We start from the raw sequence: 18,892 nt of genomic DNA, 5'->3' as shown, positions 1-18,892 counted from the left end.
ACCAATGCATTTGAACGCGTGGCGCCGCGTTCCGGTTCCTGAAGCGCCGGATTCCGCGGAACGGCGCGGAAGTTAACAATCCGGAAGTTTCTACAAAACGTAGATAACCTAGTGAAGTGACGACCGAACCCAACGCTCAGAACACACCCACCTGGCCTGAACTGATCTCTGCCCTGATCTCCCGGCAGGACCTCACAGCGGCCCAAACCCAGTGGGCGATGAACACAATCATGTCCGGCGGGGCCTCCGACGCGCAGATGGCCGGCTTCCTGGTCGCGCTGCGGGCGAAGGGGGAGACGGTCGACGAGCTGACCGGCCTGGTGGAGGCCATGGTCGGCAACGCCCGGCCGATTGACATCCCGGGGGAGAAGCTGGACATCGTCGGTACCGGCGGGGACCGGCAGAACACCGTCAACATCTCGTCCATGGCCGCCCTGGTGTGCGCGGGGGCCGGGGCCCGGATCGTCAAGCACGGAAACCGCGCCGCGTCGTCGTCGTCTGGTTCGGCCGATGTGATCGAAGCCCTGGGCGTGCGCCTGGACCTCCCGGTGGACCGCGTGGCGCAAACTGCCGTCGAAGCGGGGATCACGTTTTGCTTCGCGCAGGTGTTCCACCCCTCCATGCGTTATGCGGGCGCGGTGCGCGCGGAACTCGGGGTGGCCACCGCCTTCAATTTCATGGGTCCGATGACCAACCCGGCGAATCCCACGGCGGCCGCCATCGGCGTTGCCGATGCCCGGCTCGCGCCGCTCATCGCCGGCGTGCTGGCCGCCCGGGGCATCCGCGCACTCGTCTTCCGCGGCGGGGACGGCCTGGACGAGCTGACCACCACGGGCCCCTCGTCGGTATGGGAGGTGCGCGGCGGCGCCGTGACGGAACACGACCTGGACCCGCTGGACCTCGGCATCCCCCGGGCCACGCTGGACGACCTGCGTGGCGGGGACGCCGCCGCGAATGCCGAAGTGGTGCGCCGCGTGCTCGCGGGGGACAAGGGGCCGGTGCGCGACGCCGTCGTCCTCAACGCAGCCGCCGCCCTGGTGGCCAACGAGGCAACAGCCGACGCTCCGCTGCTGGAGCGGCTGGCCGCCGGTTTGGAACGGGCCGAGGAAGCCATCGACAGCGGTGCCGCGGCCGAGGCGCTGCAGCGCTGGATCGACGCTACCCGCTGACCTTCCGGCCCGCGCGTGGGGCGCAACAGCTTAACAATTAACAAGGAGTGCCCCGGACAAAATGTCCGGGGCACTGCGCCTGTCCGCGGAGCCTAGTGCTCGAACCCGAGCGAGAAGGCTGCATCCAGGTCGTGCTTGGAATAGGCGCGGAAGGCGATGTGAGTGGTCGTTGCCTGAACGCCCTGGACCTTCGAGAGCCGGTCGGCGATGACATCGGCCAGCTCGTCGTGCTTGGCGACCCGTGCGACGGCGATCAAATCCCATTCCCCGGTGACCGAATAGACCTCGCTGATGCCCTCTATCTCGGAGATCTCCTGGGCGCACTCCGGAATCCGGGTCGCATCGGTGCGGATGAGAACGAATGCTGTAGCCACTGCACTGCCTTTCTGCTGGAACTGGGTGTTCTTCCCTATGTCCGAGGTTATTCCACCCGTCGGGCGAAACGTAGTTTGATGAACAGTGCGGCGGCCGCGCGCCACCCCAACAGCAGGGCGCCGAGCACCAGGAAGGCCACGATCTGGAAGGACGGCGCGAGCCCGCCGCCCGCGAGGCCGCGAAGGGCGAGCCCCAGGGCCACTGCGGCCAGCCAGACCGCGACTCCGGTCGGCCAGAGGGCGGCCGGCCGGCGCCAGGCGCGCGAGGCCAGCCAGCCTACGAGGGCCCCGGCCAGGAACGGGCTCGCGGTGATCAGGATTCCGGCCAGCGCCATTCCGTGTTCGTGCGTGTTTCGGCCCGCCGCCGCAAAAATGACGACGGCGGCCAGGTCCAGGGCGAGCGATGCTGCCACCAACGGGATGCCCGCGCGGAGCCGGGGCGATGTTTCAGTCACCCCTCCACACTATCGGGCAGGCACGGGCGTACGATTCGAGGACGAGCCGGTCGGGTCCCTGGCGACGGGTCAGGGGCCGAAGCCGGTCGGCTGGTCAGGGGCCGAAGCCCGCGGCGGATGGGGAGGAGCCGAAGCCATGAAGTTGGCACAGGTTGCGCTCGGTGTGCACGAGCTCGAGCGGGCCACCGCTTTCTACACCGACCTGCTCGGTTATCCGCCGGCCGGGGTCTTCAACCCTCCGGGCCTGGTGTTCTTCGATCTCGACGGCGTGCGGCTGCTGCTGGAGGTGGGCGCGCCGGCCGCCCTGTTGTATCTGAAGGTCGACTCGGTGCGCGACCGGGTCGAGGAACTGCGCGCCCGGGGAATACCGGTTGCCGAAGAACCACACGTCATTTTCCGGCATGCCGATGGTGCCCTGGGACCTGCCGGCATGGATGAATGGATGGGCTTCATCCGCGACTCGGAAGGCAATCTCGTGGGGCTGGTCAGCCACGAGCAGGCGGAGCATTAAGGTTGCGCCCCAGCCCACAACCCTGCATACTTGTTCCTTGAGCCACAAGGAAGCAGATTTGTATGTATGTGTTGACGGTCGATCAGCGGCGCTCCCGGCGCCACGTGGACCTCGTAGAGGGCGCGCTCGGCGCCCTGAATGGCGACCCGTCCCGTCCGCTGGTGCGCGGCTTCGAACGCACCGCCGGCGACGAGATGCAGGCGGTGGTCGCCGACCCGGCCGTCGCGGCTGATCTTGCCCTGGACCTGGCGGTCAGCAACCACTGGAGCGTGGGAATAGGCGTGGGCGGGGTCGTCACCCCGCTCCCGGAGTCTACCCGCGCGGGTTCCGGCGAGGCCTTCGAGCGCGCGCGCGAAGCGGTGACCGCGGCCAAGACATCGCCCGGCAACGTCGCCGTCTCCGGTGCCCGCGAGGAGGCCGGCCATGCCGAAGCGGTGCTGCAGTTGCTGGTATCAGTGGCACGGAAGCGCAGCAGGCAGGCGACGGAAGCCGGGTTGCTCAGTGATGAAGGACTGACCCAACAGCAAATTGCCGACCGGCTGGGGATCACCCAGCAGGCCGTCTCCAGCAGGCTGCACAGTGGGCTCTGGCCCGAGTGGCGACGCGCACGGTTGGCGGCCCAAGCGTTGCTGGAAGGGGCCGACCGATGAGCGTCATCGCACTGCTCACGCTCTGCGTGGCCACGGCCGTGGCGGCGCCCATGTACTTCGAGCGGTTCCAGGGCCGGGGCAACCGCTGGCTGTACGCCGCCAGTGCCGTATCGCTGTTGCTCCTGGGCATTGCGGCATTGTTGGCGGTCCTGGGGTCAGGCGGTCTAGGCCCGGCAGCCTATGCGTTGGGCGTGGCGGCCGCCGCGATCGGCGGTGGCCCGGCCACCGTGACCATCCTGCGGTTGTCGTTCAATGCCTCGCACCCTGACAACCACACCGACCCCGAAGCATCCCCGGTGCTCCGCGGAGGGGCCTGGATCGGGGTGCTCGAGCGGACGGCCATCGCGGCCACCCTGCTGGCCGAGTGGCCGGAAGGATTGGCAGTCGTCCTCGCGGTGAAAGGCCTGGGTCGGTATTCCGAACTCGGTCAGTCCGGAGCGGCCGAGCGATTTATCCTGGGCACCTTCGCGAGCGTGCTGTGGGCCGCGGCCGCTACCGGCGTCGCGGTTCTCCTGCGCTGAGCGCAGGCGGGCTCGGCATTCCCGGGCCAAGGCGGCGGCGCCAGGCCAGCGGCGCGCAGTCCGTAACAAAAACCACGGTCCCGCCCGGTGCTGCCGCCGCCCCTGCTGGGCCCGTGTTCCGTCCCCACGAAATATTGCCAGCGGTCTGTTGCCCACGCCACATTCGGCCTCTTATGATGATCACCGGTCAAGGAGCGGCCATGGGGAACTCTTGAGGGGACAAAGCATGGATCCCAAACTGCGAGTGGTCGTCCGGCTGGATATCGATCGGGAATCCGCCAATATCGAAGTGCGCGGGCACGTGACAACCCGAAACATCGTGGCGCTGTATTCGTTGGTTCGCCGCACCAGCGCCCTTGCGCCCGGTCGGGGCGTCACCATCAACCTTCAGCATGCCCGGATTGAAGCTGTCGCGCTGGAAGAGCTTCACCGCTGCAGTGAAAGCAAGCAGCTTCCCGGTTATGCGGCGCCCGAAGGGGAGGGGTGCCGCCTGCAGGTGATAGACCCGGGTGGCAGGGACGCCACGGCCCCGGTGCTGGCCGGTGCCCCGGGCTGAGCCGGGGGCATGATGTTGGCTGCCGGTGGGTGCCCGGTTCACGTTGAACACCCGATTCATGGACGTTCGAGGGGCGGTTCTGGTACGCCTGACGCAGGGGAGGAGCCCATCATGCAGAAGATCACGCCATGCCTGTGGTTCGACAGCGAAGCCGAAGAGGCGGCACAGTTCTATGTCCAGCTGTTCAAGAACTCTAAGATCCTGGACGTAACGCATTACGGCGAGAGCGGTCCCGGGATGGAAGGCCAGGTGCTGACCGTAGAGTTCGCGTTGGACGGCCAGTCCTTCACGGCCCTGAACGGGGGAGCCCAGTTCACGTTTAATGAGGCCGTGTCCCTGCAGGTGGATTGCGAGGACCAGGCGGAGGTCGACCGGCTCTGGGACGCCCTGACCGCCGACGGCGGTGCCGAGAGCCAATGCGGATGGCTCAAGGACAAGTACGGATTGTCCTGGCAAATCATTCCCTCGGTGCTGCCGCGGCTGATCGGGGGGCCGGATGCGCAGAAGGCTCAACGTGCCATGGAAGCCATGCTGCAGATGCGGAAGATCGACATCGCCGAACTGCAGCGCGCCTACGACGCCGGCTAGCGCCTTGTGCGCAGCGAGCCCATTCTGTCCGCTGCCGCCGGCCGGGTGCTCACAAGATGCCGGCCGGCAGGTGCGTGTTCCTGACTGCGTCGAAGACGACGTCGGTGAGTCTGTGCTGGCGCGCGAGGACTCTCCGCTGCCTTGCCGCGCCGGTGCCGTCGCGAAGGATTCCGTCGACGACGACCTGTATGGGTTCCAGATCGTCCGTTTCCGCCAGCACGGGGCCGACGTGTTCGAGCAGGGCGCTGACCACGTTTCGGGCCGGGGTGCGGTCGCTCTTCAACGGGTGGAGCAGTTCGTCTTCCAGTCCTGACCTGCTGGCCCGCCAGGACGCAAGACGCAGCAGCTCTGCCGGTACCGGAGGCGGCGGGCTGCCGTCGCTCCATTGGCGGGCAGCCGTCTCGACCAGCGCCCGGCACAAGGCGGCCACGGCGGCAGCTTGTTCCGCTTGCAGGCAGACATCGGCCACGCGTATTTCAACCGTGGGATGCCGTTGACCGAGCCGCGCGTCGAAATAGATCATGCCCTTGTCCAGCAGCACGTCGCACTCGAGCAGCATCCCCAACAGTTGGTGGTAGGCAGCGGGGGAGCCGAAGATGCCGGTCGGCCCGGCGGTGGGCCACCGTTTCCAGACCTGGTAGCGGAAGCTGGCGTAGCCACTGTCCACGCCCTGCCAAAAGGGGGAGTTGGTGCTCAGCGCTAGCAGGACCGGCAGCCAGACGCGGATCCGGTCAAGCACGGCAACGGCTTCCTCATCGGAGGCAACCGAAACGTGCACGTGGAAACCGCACGTCAGCTGTTCGTGCAGGGTCAGACCGAACCGGGCTTCCATGGCCTGGTATCGCGGGCGCGGCACGAGGCTGGTAGTGGCGGGCAGGGGATAGGTGCCCAATGCTGCAGCCCTGGCGCCAAAACGCCGCGCCTGTCGGTCAGCCTCGGCGCGCCCGGCCCTGATACCCGCTGCCAGCTCCTGCAGATCCTTGTACGGAGCGGACACCGCTTCGAGCTGTTCCTGCTTGACCTCCGACATCAGGCTGCCCTTGTAGCCTCCGCGGGACGCCGTATCCCGAGGTGTATCCAACGTCGCAGGCTCTCCCTGCCCCCGGAGCAGTTGTTCCGAGACGGAGGCCAGGGCGCCGGTCTTGGCGTCCACCAGGAGCAGCTCTTCCTCCACGCCAAAGGTTCGCATGCTGTTTAGTGTTCACCACAGGCGGGCTTGGCGAAAGACCGTCGCGGCCCGCCGGACATTCCTTGGGGGCCGGACGCGGCACGTTCACGCCGGTTGATCAGGTTCGCCCGCGGTCATGACCGCATTCAGGGGTCCCGCCGGGCCGCAAAACGGGATACCGTAGCCGTCACGGAGGAGCGCATGCACCTCCGGCAGGGCCCGCAACCGATCAGAATCCCCACGGCCTGATCTTCGCAAGGCCGCTTTGCAGCCCCGGGGTCTGTGCCGTTGCGAGCCGGCGTATATCGGCCCTCACCCTAGGATCGTGCTGTGGAAATCGTCGAAACCATGCTCCCCGGCGTCGGCATGCGTTATGACCTCAAGACGAGGACCAACGTCAATTTTTCCCTGGTGATAGACCGGAATGGCGGGGCCGACATCCTGACCTTTGACGAGGCCGATCCGGACCGGGCAATCAGCAAGCTCCAATTGGAACCGGAAGAAGCGTTACAGCTGGCCGAGCTCTTGGGCGCGCCCCGGATCACGCAGCGCTTTGCGGATCTTTCCAGGGAGGTCCCGGGATTGGAAACCAGCCGCTTCACCGTTCGGCCCGACTCACCGTATGCGGGCCGGGCTCTGGGTGACAGCAAGGCCCGCAGCCGGACGGGGTGCTCAATCGTGGCGATCATACGTGGAGAGCGCGTGATCACGGGCCCGACCCCGCAAGAGCAACTCCTGGCCAACGATGACCTGATAGCCCTGGGGTCGGCCGACGGGCTCGCCGCACTTGAGGCCCTCATCAATGCGCCGACCGCCACCTGAACGTGACACACCTGTCGCTCCTCCTGATCGAACTGGGAGTGCTGTTCACCGTCCTATCCGGGCTCGGGCTTCTGGCCCACAGGCTTGGCCTTTCACCGGTCCCGTTTTACCTCCTTTCCGGCTTGCCGTTCGGAGAGGACGGACTGCTGCCGGTGCATGCCGCGGGGCCCTTCGTGGAAACCGCGGGGGAGATCGGCATTGTCCTTTTGCTGCTTCTGCTGGGACTCGAGTTCTCCGCGGCCGAGCTGATGTACAGCCTCAAGCGGCATCGTGTCTCGGGTTTGATCGATTTCCTGCTGAACGCGGTACCCGGATTCCTGCTGGGACTGGTGCTGCAGCTGCCGTGGCAGGCGGCTTTGGCGCTTGGGGGAGTCACCTGGATATCCTCGTCCGGCATTATCGCCAGGTTGCTTGATGACCTGGGCCGCTTGGGAAATCGGGAGACGCCGGCGGTGCTGTCGATACTGGTCCTGGAAGACATGGCCATGGCACTGTTCCTGCCCATCCTGGTGGTGGTCCTTGCCGGCGGCGGAGCCTGGCAGGCAGCCGGGGGAGTCGCCCTGGCCGCAAGCGCTGTGACACTGGCCCTTGTCGCGGCACGCAAGGCCGGGTATCGGATGGGACGTCTGTTGTCTCATCCCCAGAATGAACAGGTCATGTTGCGCCTCCTGGGCATTACATTGGCCGTTGCCGGAGTGGCCGAGGGTATGGGCGCCAGCGCAGCAGTCGGCGCGTTCCTGGTGGGCATAGCGATTCCTCAGCACTTTGCCGACCGTGCCCGGCACGTTTTGAGCCCGCTGCGCGACCTCTTTGCTGCGATCTTCTTTGTGACCTTCGGCCTGGCCATCGATCCTGCGGACATGTGGCCCATCCTGCCGGCAGCCCTGCTGTTGTCCGTCGTGACCGCTGCTACGAAACTGGGTACAGGCTGGTGGGCAGCAGGAAAGGAAGGCGTGCGGCAGCGTGGACGGCTCCGGGCTGGGGCCGCCCTGGTCACCCGGGGTGAGTTTTCCGTCGTCATTGCCGGTCTGGCGGTTGCGGCAGGCTACACAGTGGTGGGGCCCATCGCCGCAGCATATGTGATGATTCTGGCGGTCGCAGGTCCTCTTCTGGCCCGCTTCAGCGACGCATGGGTGCCTCGAGCGGACGGTAAGGGCCTGCCGAAACCGGGCCCCGAACCGAGGTGAAGGCCCCACATGAAGCAAACTGTCACCAACTGTCAGGAGGCAGGGGACTGCGGAACATCGTGGCATCCCGCTTGGCAATCGGAAGCCGGGGCACGCGGGACTTCACCGGCATCGAACGCCAAGGGAAATCGCAGTGCGACACTGGGTCAGTGGCTGCTTTCACGATATCGACCGCCTTGCCAGTATCCGATGCAGAACTGCTTTCGCTCTATGAGTCTGTTGGTTGGGCGGCTTATACCAACAACCCGGATCTGCTCTATCGTGCGATAAGGAACTCGTCCTTCGTAGCAGCGGCTCGGACTGAACACGGCAAGCTAATAGGCCTCGCACGGACCGTTTCGGACGACGCAACAATCTGTTATGTGCAAGACATCCTGGTGCACCCGGCGTTTCAGGGAACAGGCGTCGGGCGCGCCCTTTTTGATCATGTGAGGCAGCGGTACCAGCACGTTCGGCAAACGGTGCTCATCACCGATGATGAACCTCGGCAACGCGCCTTCTACCAATCCATGGGACTGACCGAGGGATCGGATTTCGAATCAGGTCCCGTCCGCGTCTTCGCCCGGTTCCGCAGACGTGCGACCGTCCAAATACCGACGGCGCTGTGCTCTTCAAGACGCCGCCGCACGCGCTTCAGCGCAAACTGGCCCTGGGCAGCACGTCTCTGAAGTCCCGGCCGTCAGGGGACAGGATGGATGCCCCAGCCGAGCCGTTACTTGACATAATGTGGATTATCGGCGTTACGGAAAGGCCTAAGCGGGGACCCAATCCGTGGCGGCTCGCCTCCTGCTGCGGCGCATGCTGACCCGGTCGTTGGCTGCCTGTTCTTCACAGTATTGCGATGTCCCGGCACGCACCTACTGACCGGAACATCTCGTGGCAGGCCGACTATGTGCCGCTGGTCGGTCCAATGATGCATGACGTTCACAGTCACGCGAGCTCGCCGAACGTTGGCCGCAGGCAGCCAGGACTCAATGTCACGCTATCTGTGCGGCGAATTCGAGGCGAGGCCCGATAGTGGGCTGGAAAGGCTGTTTTACCGCAACCGCGTGTGCAATCGGGATCCCCTCTAACAACTCGGCACTCCCCTCAAACCATCATTAGGTTGACATAACTCTGCACCCGCCTGCTGCCGTCGGCGCTCCGGACTCCGGCTGCAAGCTTGGTCATCAGGCGCCGACGTAGGCCGCCAGGTGCTTGCCGGTCAGCGTGGAACGATCGGCGACGAGATCGGCAGGCGTCCCCTCGAAGACAATGCGGCCGCCGGCGTGCCCGGCCCCGGGTCCGATGTCGATAATCCAGTCGGCGTGGGCCATGACGGCCTGGTGGTGCTCGATTACGATGACCGACTTGCCGGAGTCGACGAGACGGTCCAGCAGGCCGAGCAGCTGCTCGACGTCGGCCAGGTGGAGTCCCGTCGTTGGCTCATCGAGCACGTAGATGTCGCCCTTTTCGGCCATTTGGGTCGCCAGCTTGAGGCGTTGCCGCTCGCCGCCGGACAGCGTGGTGAGCGGTTGGCCCAACGTCATGTAGCCGAGTCCCACGTCGGCGAGCCGCTCCAGGATCTTGTGGGCGGCCGGCGTGCGCGCGTCGCCCGTGCCGAAGAACTCCTCCGCCTCGGTTACCGGCATGGCGAGCACCTCCGCGATGTTCCGGCCGCCGAGCCTGTATTCCAGCACCGCCGCCTGGAACCGCTTCCCCTCGCATTCCTCGCAGGTGGACTCGACGGTTTCCATGATGCCCAGTTCGGTGTAGATGACGCCGGCGCCGTTGCAGACGGGGCACGCGCCCTCGGAATTGGAGCTGAACAAAGCCGGCTTGACGCCGTTGGCCTTGGCGAATGCCTTGCGGATCGGTTCGAGCAACCCGGTGTAGGTGGCCGGATTGCTGCGCCGGGACCCTTTGATCGCTCCCTGGTCAATCACCACGACGCCGGGGCGGCGGGCGACCGAGCCGTGGATCAGCGAACTCTTGCCCGAGCCGGCGACCCCGGTAATCACCGCGAGTACTCCGAGCGGGACGTCAACGTCCACGTCCTGCAGGTTGTGCGTCGAGGCGCCCCGGACCTCCAAGGCACCGGTGAACGGGCGGACCGACTCCTTCAGGGACGCCCGGTCGTCGAAGTGGCGGCCGGTGGTGGTGTCGCTCCCCCGCAGTTCCTCAACGCTGCCTTCGAAGCAGATCGTCCCGCCCGACGTGCCCGCGCCCGGCCCGAGATCCACGACGTGGTCGGCAATCGCTATGGTCTCGGGCTTGTGCTCCACCACCAGCACGGTGTTGCCCTTGTCCCGCAACTGGAGCAGCAACTGGTTCATCCGCTCGATGTCATGGGGGTGCAATCCGATGGTGGGTTCGTCAAACACGTAGGTGACGTCGGTGAGCGACGAGCCCAGGTGGCGGATCATCTTCGTTCGCTGTGCCTCTCCCCCGGACAGCGTCCCCGCCGGCCGGTCGAGCGACAGGTACCCCAATCCGATCTCCGCAAACGAATCGAGCAGGTGCTGCAGCCCGGTGAGCAACGGCGCGACCGACGGCTCGTCCAGAGCGCGGATCCAGTCGGCCAGGTCGCTGATCTGCATCTGGCAAAGATCCGCGATGTTCTTGCCGCGGATTTTCGACGACAGCGCCTCCTGCGCGAGCCGGGTCCCGTTGCACTCGGGGCAGGTGGCGAAGGTGATTGCGCGGTCCACGAAGGCCCGGATGTGAGGCTGCATCGCCTCACGGTCCTTGGAGAGCATCGATTTCTGGATCTTGGGAATCAAGCCCTCATAGGTGAGGTTGATCCCCTCCACCTTGATCTTGGTCGGCTCCGAATAAAGCAGCTGGTGGAGCTCCTTCTTCGTGTACTTCGCAATCGGCTTGTCCATGGGCAGTCCTGCACCGCTGAAGATGCGGCCGTACCACCCGTCCATGCTGTAGCCGGGTACCGTCAGCGCGCCTTCGGAGAGCGACTTCGTGTCGTCGTAGAGCGCGGACAGGTCGAAATCGCTGACCGAGCCCATGCCTTCGCAACGCGGGCACATCCCGCCGAGGCGGTTGAAGGTGGCCTTCTCCGCCTTGGTCTTGCCGCCGCGCTCGACCGTGATGGCCCCGCTGGCCTTGACCGACGGGACGTTGAAGGAGAAGGCGTTGGGCGACCCGATATACGGGTCTCCCAGCCGGCTGAAGAGGATCCGCAGCATGGCGTTGGCGTCGGTGGCCGTGCCCACGGTGGAACGCGGGTTGGCGCCCATGCGTTCCTGGTCCACGATGATTGCGGTGGTCAGGCCGGCGAGGAAGTCGACCTCGGGACGCGACAATGTCGGCATGAAGCCCTGCACGAACGCGCTGTAGGTCTCGTTGATCAGGCGCTGCGACTCCGCGGCAATGGTGCCGAACACCAGCGAACTCTTGCCCGATCCCGAGACCCCGGTAAACACCGTGAGCCGCCGCTTGGGGATCTCGATATTGATGTCCCTGAGGTTGTTCACCCGCGCGCCCTGCACCCGGATCAGGTCGTGGCTGTCCGCCGAATGCAGCGACGGCTGCTGCAGGTCCCTCGTCGTGGCCGTGCTCATTGCTGTCTCCATCCCTTGGGTGCCTCGCCCGCACGGCCCGACCCTGCGCCGGCGAGACCGCTGTCCGCTCGGTTCGGGGTGCCTTGCCTGCGGGCGCCCTCCGCCCGACGCGGCAACGATTACGTCTCTTTACCTTAATGGACTAGCCCGGAACCCGCTCCGGATTTTTGGTCCGCCGCGCGGCCGGTCGTTACTCCGCCGCCTCGCCGACCGCTTCGAGCGCTTGGCGGATGCGGCGGAACGGTCCGCCCAGGTTCAGGTCCTTCGCGAGCTGCTCAAGCCGCTCTGCCTCTTCGGGGCGCAGCGGCCGGAGGGTGGCATCGAACGTCCCGAGCTCCAGGTCGCGGACCACGCCGACAACGGTCGGTGCGACGTCGAGGTAATCGGAGGCCTCCGTGATCCTGGCCCGCATCCGTGCCGCCATGACAGCCGTGGGATCCGCTGCCGCCGCAACGATCCCGCCGAGGCTGCCGTAGTCCTTCAGCAGCCCGGCCGCCGTCTTGTCGCCGATGCCCGCAACTCCGGGCAGGCCGTCGGACGTGTCCCCGCGCAACGTGGCGAAGTCCGCGTACTGACTGGGCAGCACGCTGTACTTGCGCACCACCGACACATCGGTCATCACCTCGAGGTTGCTCATGCCCCGCGCCGTGTAGATCACCCGCACATCGCGGTCGTCGTCCACCAGCTGGAAGAGGTCCCGGTCCCCTGTGACGATATCCACCGGCACATCGGCCTGGGCCGCGAGACTGCCGATGACGTCGTCCGCCTCATGATGGTCCGCGCCAACGACGGCGACATTGAGCGCGTCGAGCACCTCGCGGATCAGGGGCAGTTGCTCGACCAGGCCCGCCGGTGTCTCCTCGATATCGAGACCGTCGGGCACGCGCCGGGCCACGCGGTGGCCCTTGTAGGTGGGGAGCAGCTCAACCCGCCAGGCGGGGCGCCAGTCGTTGTCCCAGCAGGCCACCAGCCGGGTGGGCCGGTAGTCGGTGATCAGCCGGGCCATGATGTCGAGCAGCCCGCGCACGGCGTTCACGGGGGTGCCGTCCTTGGCCTTGATCGTGTCCGGCAGGGCGTGGAAGGCCCGGAAGTACAGCGACGCGGTGTCGAGGAGCATCAATCGTTCGGCCACAGGTTGCCCTTTCGCTGCCGGTGAGGAGCACGTCCACGGGAGTTGGTACTACCTTAGTGGCATGGCTCCCGGTCCCCTGCGGTACCGCAGCGGCTTGGTGGTGCTGCCGATGACGGCGGCCCTGCTGGCCGCATGTTCGGGCGCTCCCGGGAGCCTCTCCCCTGCTTCCCCGAGCGCCCGGAACGTGATCACTGCTGCCGTGGACCAGAGCCGGGCGGACTACACGGACCGGGTGGTCAGCCTCATGATCACCAACACCTCCGCGCAGCCCCTGCTCGTCACCTCCGCGGCGCTGCATTCCCCGCTTTACGACGACGCCGCCGACTGGAAGCCAACGCGCACCGGCGGGACCAAGGTGGCCCCCGGTGCGACGGTGAGCCTGCCGGCCGACCTGCCGGCCGCCCGGTGCTCCGCCGGTCCGTCCCCGACTGCGGCGGAGTATCGGATAACCGTGACCCTTGACGGCGAGGGCCCCGCGCCGGGCACGGTGGAGGTCCCTGCCGGGGATCCGCACGGTGTCCTCGCGCGCAACCACACCGGGGACTGCCTGGCCCAGGCGGCGGCTTCGGTGGCCGGGCTTCGGGTCAACCCCGGGCTTCAGGTGCTGGCCGGGAGCCGCGCTGCCGTCGTCGAAGTCGAGGTCCGGCCGTCCGGCGGGAAGGGCTCGCTGGTGATCGAATCCTTCGGGACCACCACCTTGCTCAGCGAAGACGCCGAACACCCGTGGCCCAAAAACATCCGGGTGGCCGGGACGGATCCGGCGTCGCGGCTGGCCCTGCATGTCGTGCCGACCCGCTGCGATCCCCATGCGCTGGCCGAAGACAAGCTGGGCACCAAGATTCCGGTAACGATCAGGACGGCGGGCGGAGCCGGCGTGCTGCGGTTGGACGGCGGACGGGATTTCACCCGCGAGGTATACCGGTTTATCGCCGACGCCTGCTCCTCCGCGGACCGAAGCGGCTAGCGGGGGCAGGATGGGACGGAGCGGCCAGCAGCGCAGCAAGGGCCGGCGCCCCTACACTGACAGCTGTGACTGACTACCCTGCGGAACGCCTGCGCGATCTCGTCCATTCGCTGACCGCCTCCGGCGACCTTGCGCCCATCCTGCAGGTCGGCGAGCCCGTGCTGAGGCAGCCTGCCGCGACGTTCGACGGGCAATTGGACGACGCGGAACTGAACGCCCTGCTCGCACTCCTGCGCCGGACCATGCACGCGGCGCCCGGCGTCGGGCTGGCGGCACCGCAGATCGGCATCCCGCTGCGCATCGCGGTCCTCGAGGATGCCTTCCCAACGACGCCCGAGGTGGCCGCGACCCGGGAACGGATCCCGCTACCCTACTTCGCCATCATCAATCCGTCCTACCGCGCCCGCGGCGACGAGACAGCCGCGTTCTACGAGGGGTGCCTGTCCTTCGCGGGCTACCAGGCGGTGGTGGAGCGCCCCCGCAGCGTCGACCTCGACTTCGAGCGGCCCGACGGCGTCCGCGTGCGCGAGACCTTCTCGGGCTGGCAGGCCCGAATCGTGCAGCACGAAACGGACCACCTCTCGGGCACGATCTACGTGGACAAGATGCAGCCCCGGTCTTTGAGCGGCAATGACGAGTACACCCGGCACTGGGCACAGCCGACGATTGACCTGGCACGCGCCGGCCTGGCCTTTTAGGCCCGCTACGGCCCGGCCGCCGTGCTACGCCCGGGCTGCGGGATCCGGTTCGGCGGCTGCCGCGCGTCCGCCGTCGTTGTTCTGCGCCGTGGGAAGGTGGGCCGCCCACCAGCGCAGGATTTCGTCGAAGCGCTGCTTCCGGTGCCACGGCGTACCGGTCCGGGACAGCTCATGGTTCTCCCCGGGGAAGATCAGCAATTGCGTGGGCACGCCGCGCTGCTTGAGGCCCACGTAGTAGCGCTGGGCCTGTTCCAGCGGGCAGCGCAGGTCGTCTTCGGAGTGGATGACGAACACCGGCGTCCGGACCGAATCCAGCCGGGCGAACGGGTTCTGGCTGCGCACCTGCTCGGGATCCGTGCCGGTGTATTCGTCGGAGAAGAACCAGCCGATGTCCGAGGAGCCGACGAATGACGGCGGATCCAGGTAGCCCCGCTCCACGATCGCGGCGGTGAACCGGTGGTCCCGGGACACCGTCCAGGCGGTCAGGTAGCCGCCGTATGATCCGCCCATGATGCCCTGCCGCGTACCGTCCAGCTGCGGGTATTTGGCGATGGAACCCTCCAGGAACGCCAGGACATCGGCCATGGCGAGGGTTCCCATCGCTCCCTTGACGGCGCGCCCGTGCGCCTGCCCGTAGCCCGCGGATCCGCGCGGGTTGCACATGACGACGGCGTAGCCGGCCCGGGCGTAGACCTGTGCCTCGTCAAAAACCTCCCAGCCGTACTGCGCGAACGGCCCGCCGTGGATATTCAGCAGCACGGGATGCGGCCCCCGGCCCCCGGGCAGCAGCACCCAGCCGTGCACCGGGTATCCGTCGGCCGAAGCAAAAGTCTCTTCCCGCGGCGCAATGAGGCCCGAGTCCCGCAGCTCCGCGGAGAAGTCGGTCAGCCGGACGAGTCCGCCGCCGGCCACGAGCCCCAAGTCACCGGCGGTCGACGCGTCGGAGAAACTGACGACGGTGCGGCCCGCCACCCGGTCGGCCGCCGCTGCGTTCAGCGGCCCGTCGACCAGGACCGCCATGCCGCCGGTTGCCGAGACCTCCACCAGTTGCACGGCGCCGCGCTGCCGGTTCAGGGCCAGCACCGCATCCGGGCCGGCCGCCACCAGCATGCCTTCGCCCAGGTCCGTCCCCTCCGGATCGGTCAGGCGGCGCACCTCGTGGGGGGCGGAGACCGGAGCCGCGTACAGCGCGGCATTCTGCGCGACGAAGTCCCTCCCGCCGCCGATGAGGCTGCCGAGGTAGAACAGCCAGCGGCCGTCGGCGCTGGGCTGCGGCGACGCGGCGGCCAGGAGCGGGCCGGAAAGGTTGGACATCAGCCACGGGCTGCCGCCGGCAGCGTCGGGCTCCAGCGCGTACACGTCCCGGCGCAGGTCCTCGTCGGCTCCCTCGTGGAGGGCGGCGGTGAAGTAGAGCGTGCGGCCGTCCGGGCTGAAAGCCGGGCAGTCATGGTCGGCGTCCGCGAACGTCAGCCGGCGCGCTTCGGGCACGGCGGTGAAAGCGGCTTCGCCGTCCCGGCCCGCCCGCCGGGCGGCGCGGCCCACCGGGGCGACCGGCGGTTCGGCCTGCAGATCCGGTGCGTCCACCGCGAACAGCTGGGCCCGCTTGTCGCCGGTGTAGCCGACCCCGTTCAGGCGGTACTTGTAGCCGGTGACCAGCCGGGCATCCTCGGCGCCGGGGCCAACGCCGTCCATCGTACCGTAGCGCCCGTCCGCGGGGACCCGGGCCGCGAAGACCAGGCGGCGTGAGTCCGGGGACCAGACGAACGAGGAGACCCCCAGTTTCTCGTCCGTGACCGCGACCGGCTCCCCGCCCCGGCTGTCCACCACCATCAGTTGCGCCCGTTCCCCCGGTCCGGCCGCGCGGAGGAACGCCAGGCAGAGCCCGTCGGGCGAGTAGGCGGGTGCGGTGTCCCTAAAGCCGCGCGTGAGGCGGCGGGGCGCACCGCCGCCGTCGTCCAGCGGGACTTCCCACAGTTGCCCCACGTAGCTGTCCGACGCGAAGTCGGGATGCGTGGCCGAAACCGCGGCCCGGCCGCCGTCCGGATGGAGCGTCGGGGCGGACACGGAATTTAATAAAGCAATGTCTTCAGATCGCACGCCTGTGAGCCTAGTCTCACCAGTGGGCCGGAGCCAATCGGCGGATCGTGGTCCGGCTTTGCCTAGGATGGAGCATGCCCTCCGCCCCGCACTTCCAGGACCTGATCCCGCTGCTGCTCTGTCCGGTCTGCGGGGAAGGACTGCTGGCCGCCGGGCCCACCCCGGCCCAGGGGCTGCGCTGCGCGGAGGGCCACCAGTACGACGGCGCCCGGCAGGGTTACGTCAATATGCTCACCGGGCGCGGCACCCGGTTCACCCCGGACACGGCCGAAATGGTGTCCGCCCGGGAGGCGTTCCTGGGCGCCGGCCACTACGCACCCCTGGCGGACCAGCTGTCCCGGACGGTCCGCGCCCTCCAGCCCGGCTCCCCCGCTCCCGTGGTGCTGGATGCCGGCGCCGGTACCGGCTACTACCTCGCGGCCGTCCTCATGGGGCTGGGCGACGGGCGGGCCGTGGCGCTGGACCTGTCCAAGTTCGCCCTCCGGCGCGCGGCCCGGATGCTGCCGGACGCCTTGTGCCTGGTCTGGGACCTCTGGAAGCCGCTGCCGCTGGCGGCCGGGACCGTGGACCTGATCCTCAACGTTTTTGCGCCCCGTAACCCGGCCGAATTCGCCCGGGTGCTGAAACCGAACGGGCACCTGGTGGTCGCCACCGCTGCGCCGGGGCACCTGGACGAGCTGCGTGACGTGGTCCCGCTGCTGGCCGTCGACACCGACAAGGCCGACCGGCTGGGGGCGGCCCTGGGCGGCGACTTCGAAGAACTGGCCGCCGATCCGCTGCAGGTGCCGCTTCAGTTGGGCGCCGAGGACATCGTGCGGCTGGTCATGATGGGGCCCAACGCCCACCACACCGACGCCGACGCGGTGCGTGCGGCCGTCGGGGATGCCGGACGGCCGCTGCAGGTCACCGCGCGTTTCACCGTGAGCACGTACCGGCGCCGCGGCCGCGGCGGGGAGCCCGTCCGCCCCGCCGGTTAGCCGCCGCCGGTGTCCGAGCGCCCCCTAGCCGCGGCCGGGCCTGGCGGGGGATTTTTTCCGCACGCCCGGATTCAGGTCGACGAACATCCACTTCAGGAACAGCTGGATCAAGGGTCCGATGGCCAGGACGAACACCAGGGTGCCGAGGCCCACGACGCCGCCGAGCAGCCACCCGGCGAGGGTTGCCGCTGCTTCGATGCCGGTGCGGACTATCCAGACCTGCCAACCGGTCGCGGCGTGCAGGCCGGTCATCAAGCCGTCCCTGGGTCCGGGTCCGAGGCCTGCCCCGATATACAGCGCGCTGGCCGCCGCCAGCAGGACCAGTCCGGCCGTGAACGAGAGGACCTGCGCGGCCAGGTGATCCCAAACCGGGATGAGCAGCAGCCCGAAGTCGGCGAAAAACCCCACGAGGATGGCGTTCGCGACCGTTCCCGCGCCCGGCTTTTGCCGCAGCGGGATCCACAACAGCAGCACGGCTGCGCTGATCGCCACCGTGGCCCAGCCGAAACTGATGCCCGTGGCCTTGGCGACGCCCTGGCTGAGCACATCCCAGGGGGCCGAGCCAAGATTGGCCCTGATCATCAGCGCGATGGCGATCCCGTAGGCGAAGAGGCCGGCCAGCAGCCGCAGCGTCCGCAGGGACAGCCGATTGCTGGTCAGCAGGGTTCGCATGGCCGGTTCCGGGGTGCGCGGCAGGGCGCGGTGTTCAGCACTGGATCATCCTATCCGGCAACGCGCCCAGGCCCGCGGGACGGCCTATCTGGTCACAACTTGGCCACGAAACGCCTCGGAGCGTCCGGAAGTGACGGATTTCACTCCGCCGCGCGTCGTCGTCGGGCATGATGGAGGTACTAAGGGCACCGGCAGCCCGCGGTTTCATGCATGCGTGCAAGAGGCAGGCTCGGGAGACGGCGGCTGCTCCAACATCAGGGGGTACTGATGATCGAATGGCTCGTCGCCAACAGCTGGGTCCTCTGGCTGGCCGTGTTCCTGATCCTGGCCATCGTCGAAATGATGACGCTGGACCTGTTCTTCATCATGATGTCCTCCGGGGCGCTCGTGGCCCTGTTCGCGGCGCTGCTCGGCCTGCCCTTCTGGATGCAGGTGGTCATCTTCTGCGTGGTCGCGTTGCTGATGGTCCTTTTCGTCCGACCGGTAGCGCTGCGGCATCTGCGCAGCGGACCGCGGGACCTGGCTACCAACGTTGACCGGCTGATCGGCGAATCGGCGATGACCCTCGAATCCGTCACCGATCATTCCGGCGTCGTGAAGATCGGCGGCGATACGTGGTCGGCCCGGTCGGCGGACGGCTCGCCCATCCCGGCCGGCCAGCGCGTTTCGGTCGCCCGGATCGAGGGGGCGACCGCCGTCGTGACTCCGCAGCGCGCGGACGGGCCGCTGCCGGCCCAGTAAGACCCGGGCGGGCATCGTGCCGGCACCGTGACCCACTGAAACCACTCTTAGAG

20 protein-coding genes are annotated in these 18,892 nt (G+C 67.7%); 13 read left to right on the top strand and 7 right to left on the bottom strand.

What is annotated here, in order from left to right; all coding sequences use genetic code 11:
• Window positions 1-116 precede the first annotated feature (116 nt).
• Window positions 117-1,169: an anthranilate phosphoribosyltransferase gene (trpD, locus tag AC5RVV_RS01895; protein WP_493999748.1), complete on the top strand. Its 1,053-nt coding sequence runs from the start codon at window positions 117-119 to the stop codon at window positions 1,167-1,169.
• 92 nt (window positions 1,170-1,261) lie between these two features.
• On the opposite strand, the gene AC5RVV_RS01890 is transcribed toward trpD, so the two are convergent.
• Window positions 1,262-1,543: an Lrp/AsnC family transcriptional regulator gene (locus tag AC5RVV_RS01890; protein WP_493978425.1), complete on the bottom strand. Its 282-nt coding sequence runs from the start codon at window positions 1,541-1,543 to the stop codon at window positions 1,262-1,264.
• A 47-nt stretch (window positions 1,544-1,590) separates the two neighbouring features.
• Window positions 1,591-1,998 carry a DUF3054 domain-containing protein gene (locus tag AC5RVV_RS01885; protein WP_493999747.1) on the bottom strand — a complete coding sequence of 136 codons (408 nt, stop codon included), beginning with the start codon at window positions 1,996-1,998 and terminating at the stop codon, window positions 1,591-1,593.
• Window positions 1,999-2,134: 136 nt separating this feature from the next.
• Here AC5RVV_RS01885 and AC5RVV_RS01880 point away from each other — a divergent pair, with 136 nt between their 5' ends.
• The 5 genes from AC5RVV_RS01880 (at window position 2,135) to AC5RVV_RS01860 (ending at window position 4,824) form a co-directional block, all read left to right on the top strand.
• Window positions 2,135-2,509 (top strand): VOC family protein, encoded by a 375-nt coding sequence (locus AC5RVV_RS01880; RefSeq protein WP_493999746.1) that lies wholly within the window; start codon window positions 2,135-2,137, stop codon window positions 2,507-2,509.
• Between the two features lie 62 nt (window positions 2,510-2,571).
• Window positions 2,572-3,159, top strand: coding sequence for a sigma factor-like helix-turn-helix DNA-binding protein (locus tag AC5RVV_RS01875; RefSeq protein ID WP_493999745.1), 588 nt, complete (start codon window positions 2,572-2,574; stop codon window positions 3,157-3,159).
• Window positions 3,156-3,680: a hypothetical protein gene (locus tag AC5RVV_RS01870; RefSeq protein WP_493999744.1), complete on the top strand. Its 525-nt coding sequence runs from the start codon at window positions 3,156-3,158 to the stop codon at window positions 3,678-3,680. The genes AC5RVV_RS01875 and AC5RVV_RS01870 overlap by 4 nt, the downstream gene beginning before the upstream one ends.
• Before the next feature lie 226 nt (window positions 3,681-3,906).
• Window positions 3,907-4,236 carry a hypothetical protein gene (locus AC5RVV_RS01865; RefSeq protein WP_493999743.1) on the top strand — a complete coding sequence of 110 codons (330 nt, stop codon included), beginning with the start codon at window positions 3,907-3,909 and terminating at the stop codon, window positions 4,234-4,236.
• Between the two features lie 111 nt (window positions 4,237-4,347).
• Window positions 4,348-4,824 (top strand): VOC family protein, encoded by a 477-nt coding sequence (locus AC5RVV_RS01860; RefSeq protein ID WP_493999742.1) that lies wholly within the window; start codon window positions 4,348-4,350, stop codon window positions 4,822-4,824.
• 49 nt (window positions 4,825-4,873) lie between these two features.
• Here the strand turns inward: AC5RVV_RS01860 and AC5RVV_RS01855 are convergent, their stop codons facing one another.
• Window positions 4,874-6,013, bottom strand: coding sequence for a glutamate--cysteine ligase (locus tag AC5RVV_RS01855; RefSeq protein WP_493999741.1), 1,140 nt, complete (start codon window positions 6,011-6,013; stop codon window positions 4,874-4,876).
• Between the two features lie 309 nt (window positions 6,014-6,322).
• On the opposite strand from AC5RVV_RS01855, the gene AC5RVV_RS01850 reads away from it, so the two are divergent.
• From AC5RVV_RS01850 to AC5RVV_RS01840, 3 genes are all read left to right on the top strand, one after another.
• On the top strand, window positions 6,323-6,814 hold the full coding sequence (locus AC5RVV_RS01850; RefSeq protein WP_493999740.1) for a cation:proton antiporter regulatory subunit: 492 nt from the start codon (window positions 6,323-6,325) through the stop codon (window positions 6,812-6,814).
• Between the two features lie 2 nt (window positions 6,815-6,816).
• Window positions 6,817-8,001, top strand: a complete 1,185-nt coding sequence (locus AC5RVV_RS01845) for a cation:proton antiporter (RefSeq protein WP_493999739.1) — start codon at window positions 6,817-6,819, stop codon at window positions 7,999-8,001.
• Window positions 8,002-8,150: 149 nt separating this feature from the next.
• A complete protein-coding gene (locus AC5RVV_RS01840; protein ID WP_493999738.1) occupies window positions 8,151-8,669 on the top strand; it encodes a GNAT family N-acetyltransferase in 519 nt (172 codons plus the stop codon).
• A 501-nt stretch (window positions 8,670-9,170) separates the two neighbouring features.
• Here the strand turns inward: AC5RVV_RS01840 and AC5RVV_RS01835 are convergent.
• Together AC5RVV_RS01835 and AC5RVV_RS01830 are read right to left on the bottom strand one after the other, a co-directional pair.
• Entirely contained in the window at window positions 9,171-11,558 is a 2,388-nt protein-coding gene (locus tag AC5RVV_RS01835) for an ATP-binding cassette domain-containing protein (RefSeq protein WP_493999737.1), read from the bottom strand.
• Window positions 11,559-11,748: 190 nt separating this feature from the next.
• The gene (locus AC5RVV_RS01830; RefSeq protein ID WP_493999736.1) at window positions 11,749-12,690 is read right to left on the bottom strand and encodes a 5'-3' exonuclease; all 942 of its coding nucleotides are present in this window, start codon (window positions 12,688-12,690) and stop codon (window positions 11,749-11,751) included.
• Between the two features lie 61 nt (window positions 12,691-12,751).
• Here AC5RVV_RS01830 and AC5RVV_RS01825 point away from each other — a divergent pair, with 61 nt between their 5' ends.
• Together AC5RVV_RS01825 and AC5RVV_RS01820 are read left to right on the top strand one after the other, a co-directional pair.
• Window positions 12,752-13,654 (top strand): putative periplasmic lipoprotein, encoded by a 903-nt coding sequence (locus AC5RVV_RS01825; RefSeq protein ID WP_493999735.1) that lies wholly within the window; start codon window positions 12,752-12,754, stop codon window positions 13,652-13,654.
• A 65-nt stretch (window positions 13,655-13,719) separates the two neighbouring features.
• The gene (locus tag AC5RVV_RS01820; protein WP_493999734.1) at window positions 13,720-14,352 is read left to right on the top strand and encodes a peptide deformylase; all 633 of its coding nucleotides are present in this window, start codon (window positions 13,720-13,722) and stop codon (window positions 14,350-14,352) included.
• Window positions 14,353-14,376: 24 nt separating this feature from the next.
• Here AC5RVV_RS01820 and AC5RVV_RS01815 read toward each other — a convergent pair whose 3' ends face one another.
• Complete coding sequence (locus AC5RVV_RS01815; RefSeq protein ID WP_493999733.1) at window positions 14,377-16,449, bottom strand: S9 family peptidase; 2,073 nt, start codon at window positions 16,447-16,449, stop codon at window positions 14,377-14,379.
• Window positions 16,450-16,523: 74 nt separating this feature from the next.
• On the opposite strand from AC5RVV_RS01815, the gene AC5RVV_RS01810 reads away from it, so the two are divergent.
• On the top strand, window positions 16,524-17,426 hold the full coding sequence (locus AC5RVV_RS01810; RefSeq protein WP_493999732.1) for a methyltransferase domain-containing protein: 903 nt from the start codon (window positions 16,524-16,526) through the stop codon (window positions 17,424-17,426).
• Window positions 17,427-17,450: 24 nt separating this feature from the next.
• On the opposite strand, the gene yczE is transcribed toward AC5RVV_RS01810, so the two are convergent.
• On the bottom strand, window positions 17,451-18,098 hold the full coding sequence (gene yczE / locus AC5RVV_RS01805; protein ID WP_493999731.1) for a membrane protein YczE: 648 nt from the start codon (window positions 18,096-18,098) through the stop codon (window positions 17,451-17,453).
• A 267-nt stretch (window positions 18,099-18,365) separates the two neighbouring features.
• Here yczE and AC5RVV_RS01800 point away from each other — a divergent pair, with 267 nt between their 5' ends.
• On the top strand, window positions 18,366-18,839 hold the full coding sequence (locus tag AC5RVV_RS01800) for an NfeD family protein (protein ID WP_493999730.1): 474 nt from the start codon (window positions 18,366-18,368) through the stop codon (window positions 18,837-18,839).
• Window positions 18,840-18,892: the final 53 nt, after the last annotated feature.

The organism is Arthrobacter sp. MDT2-34-1 (genome assembly GCF_059091365.1).
This window is presented reverse-complemented; position numbering and strand designations above follow the sequence as displayed.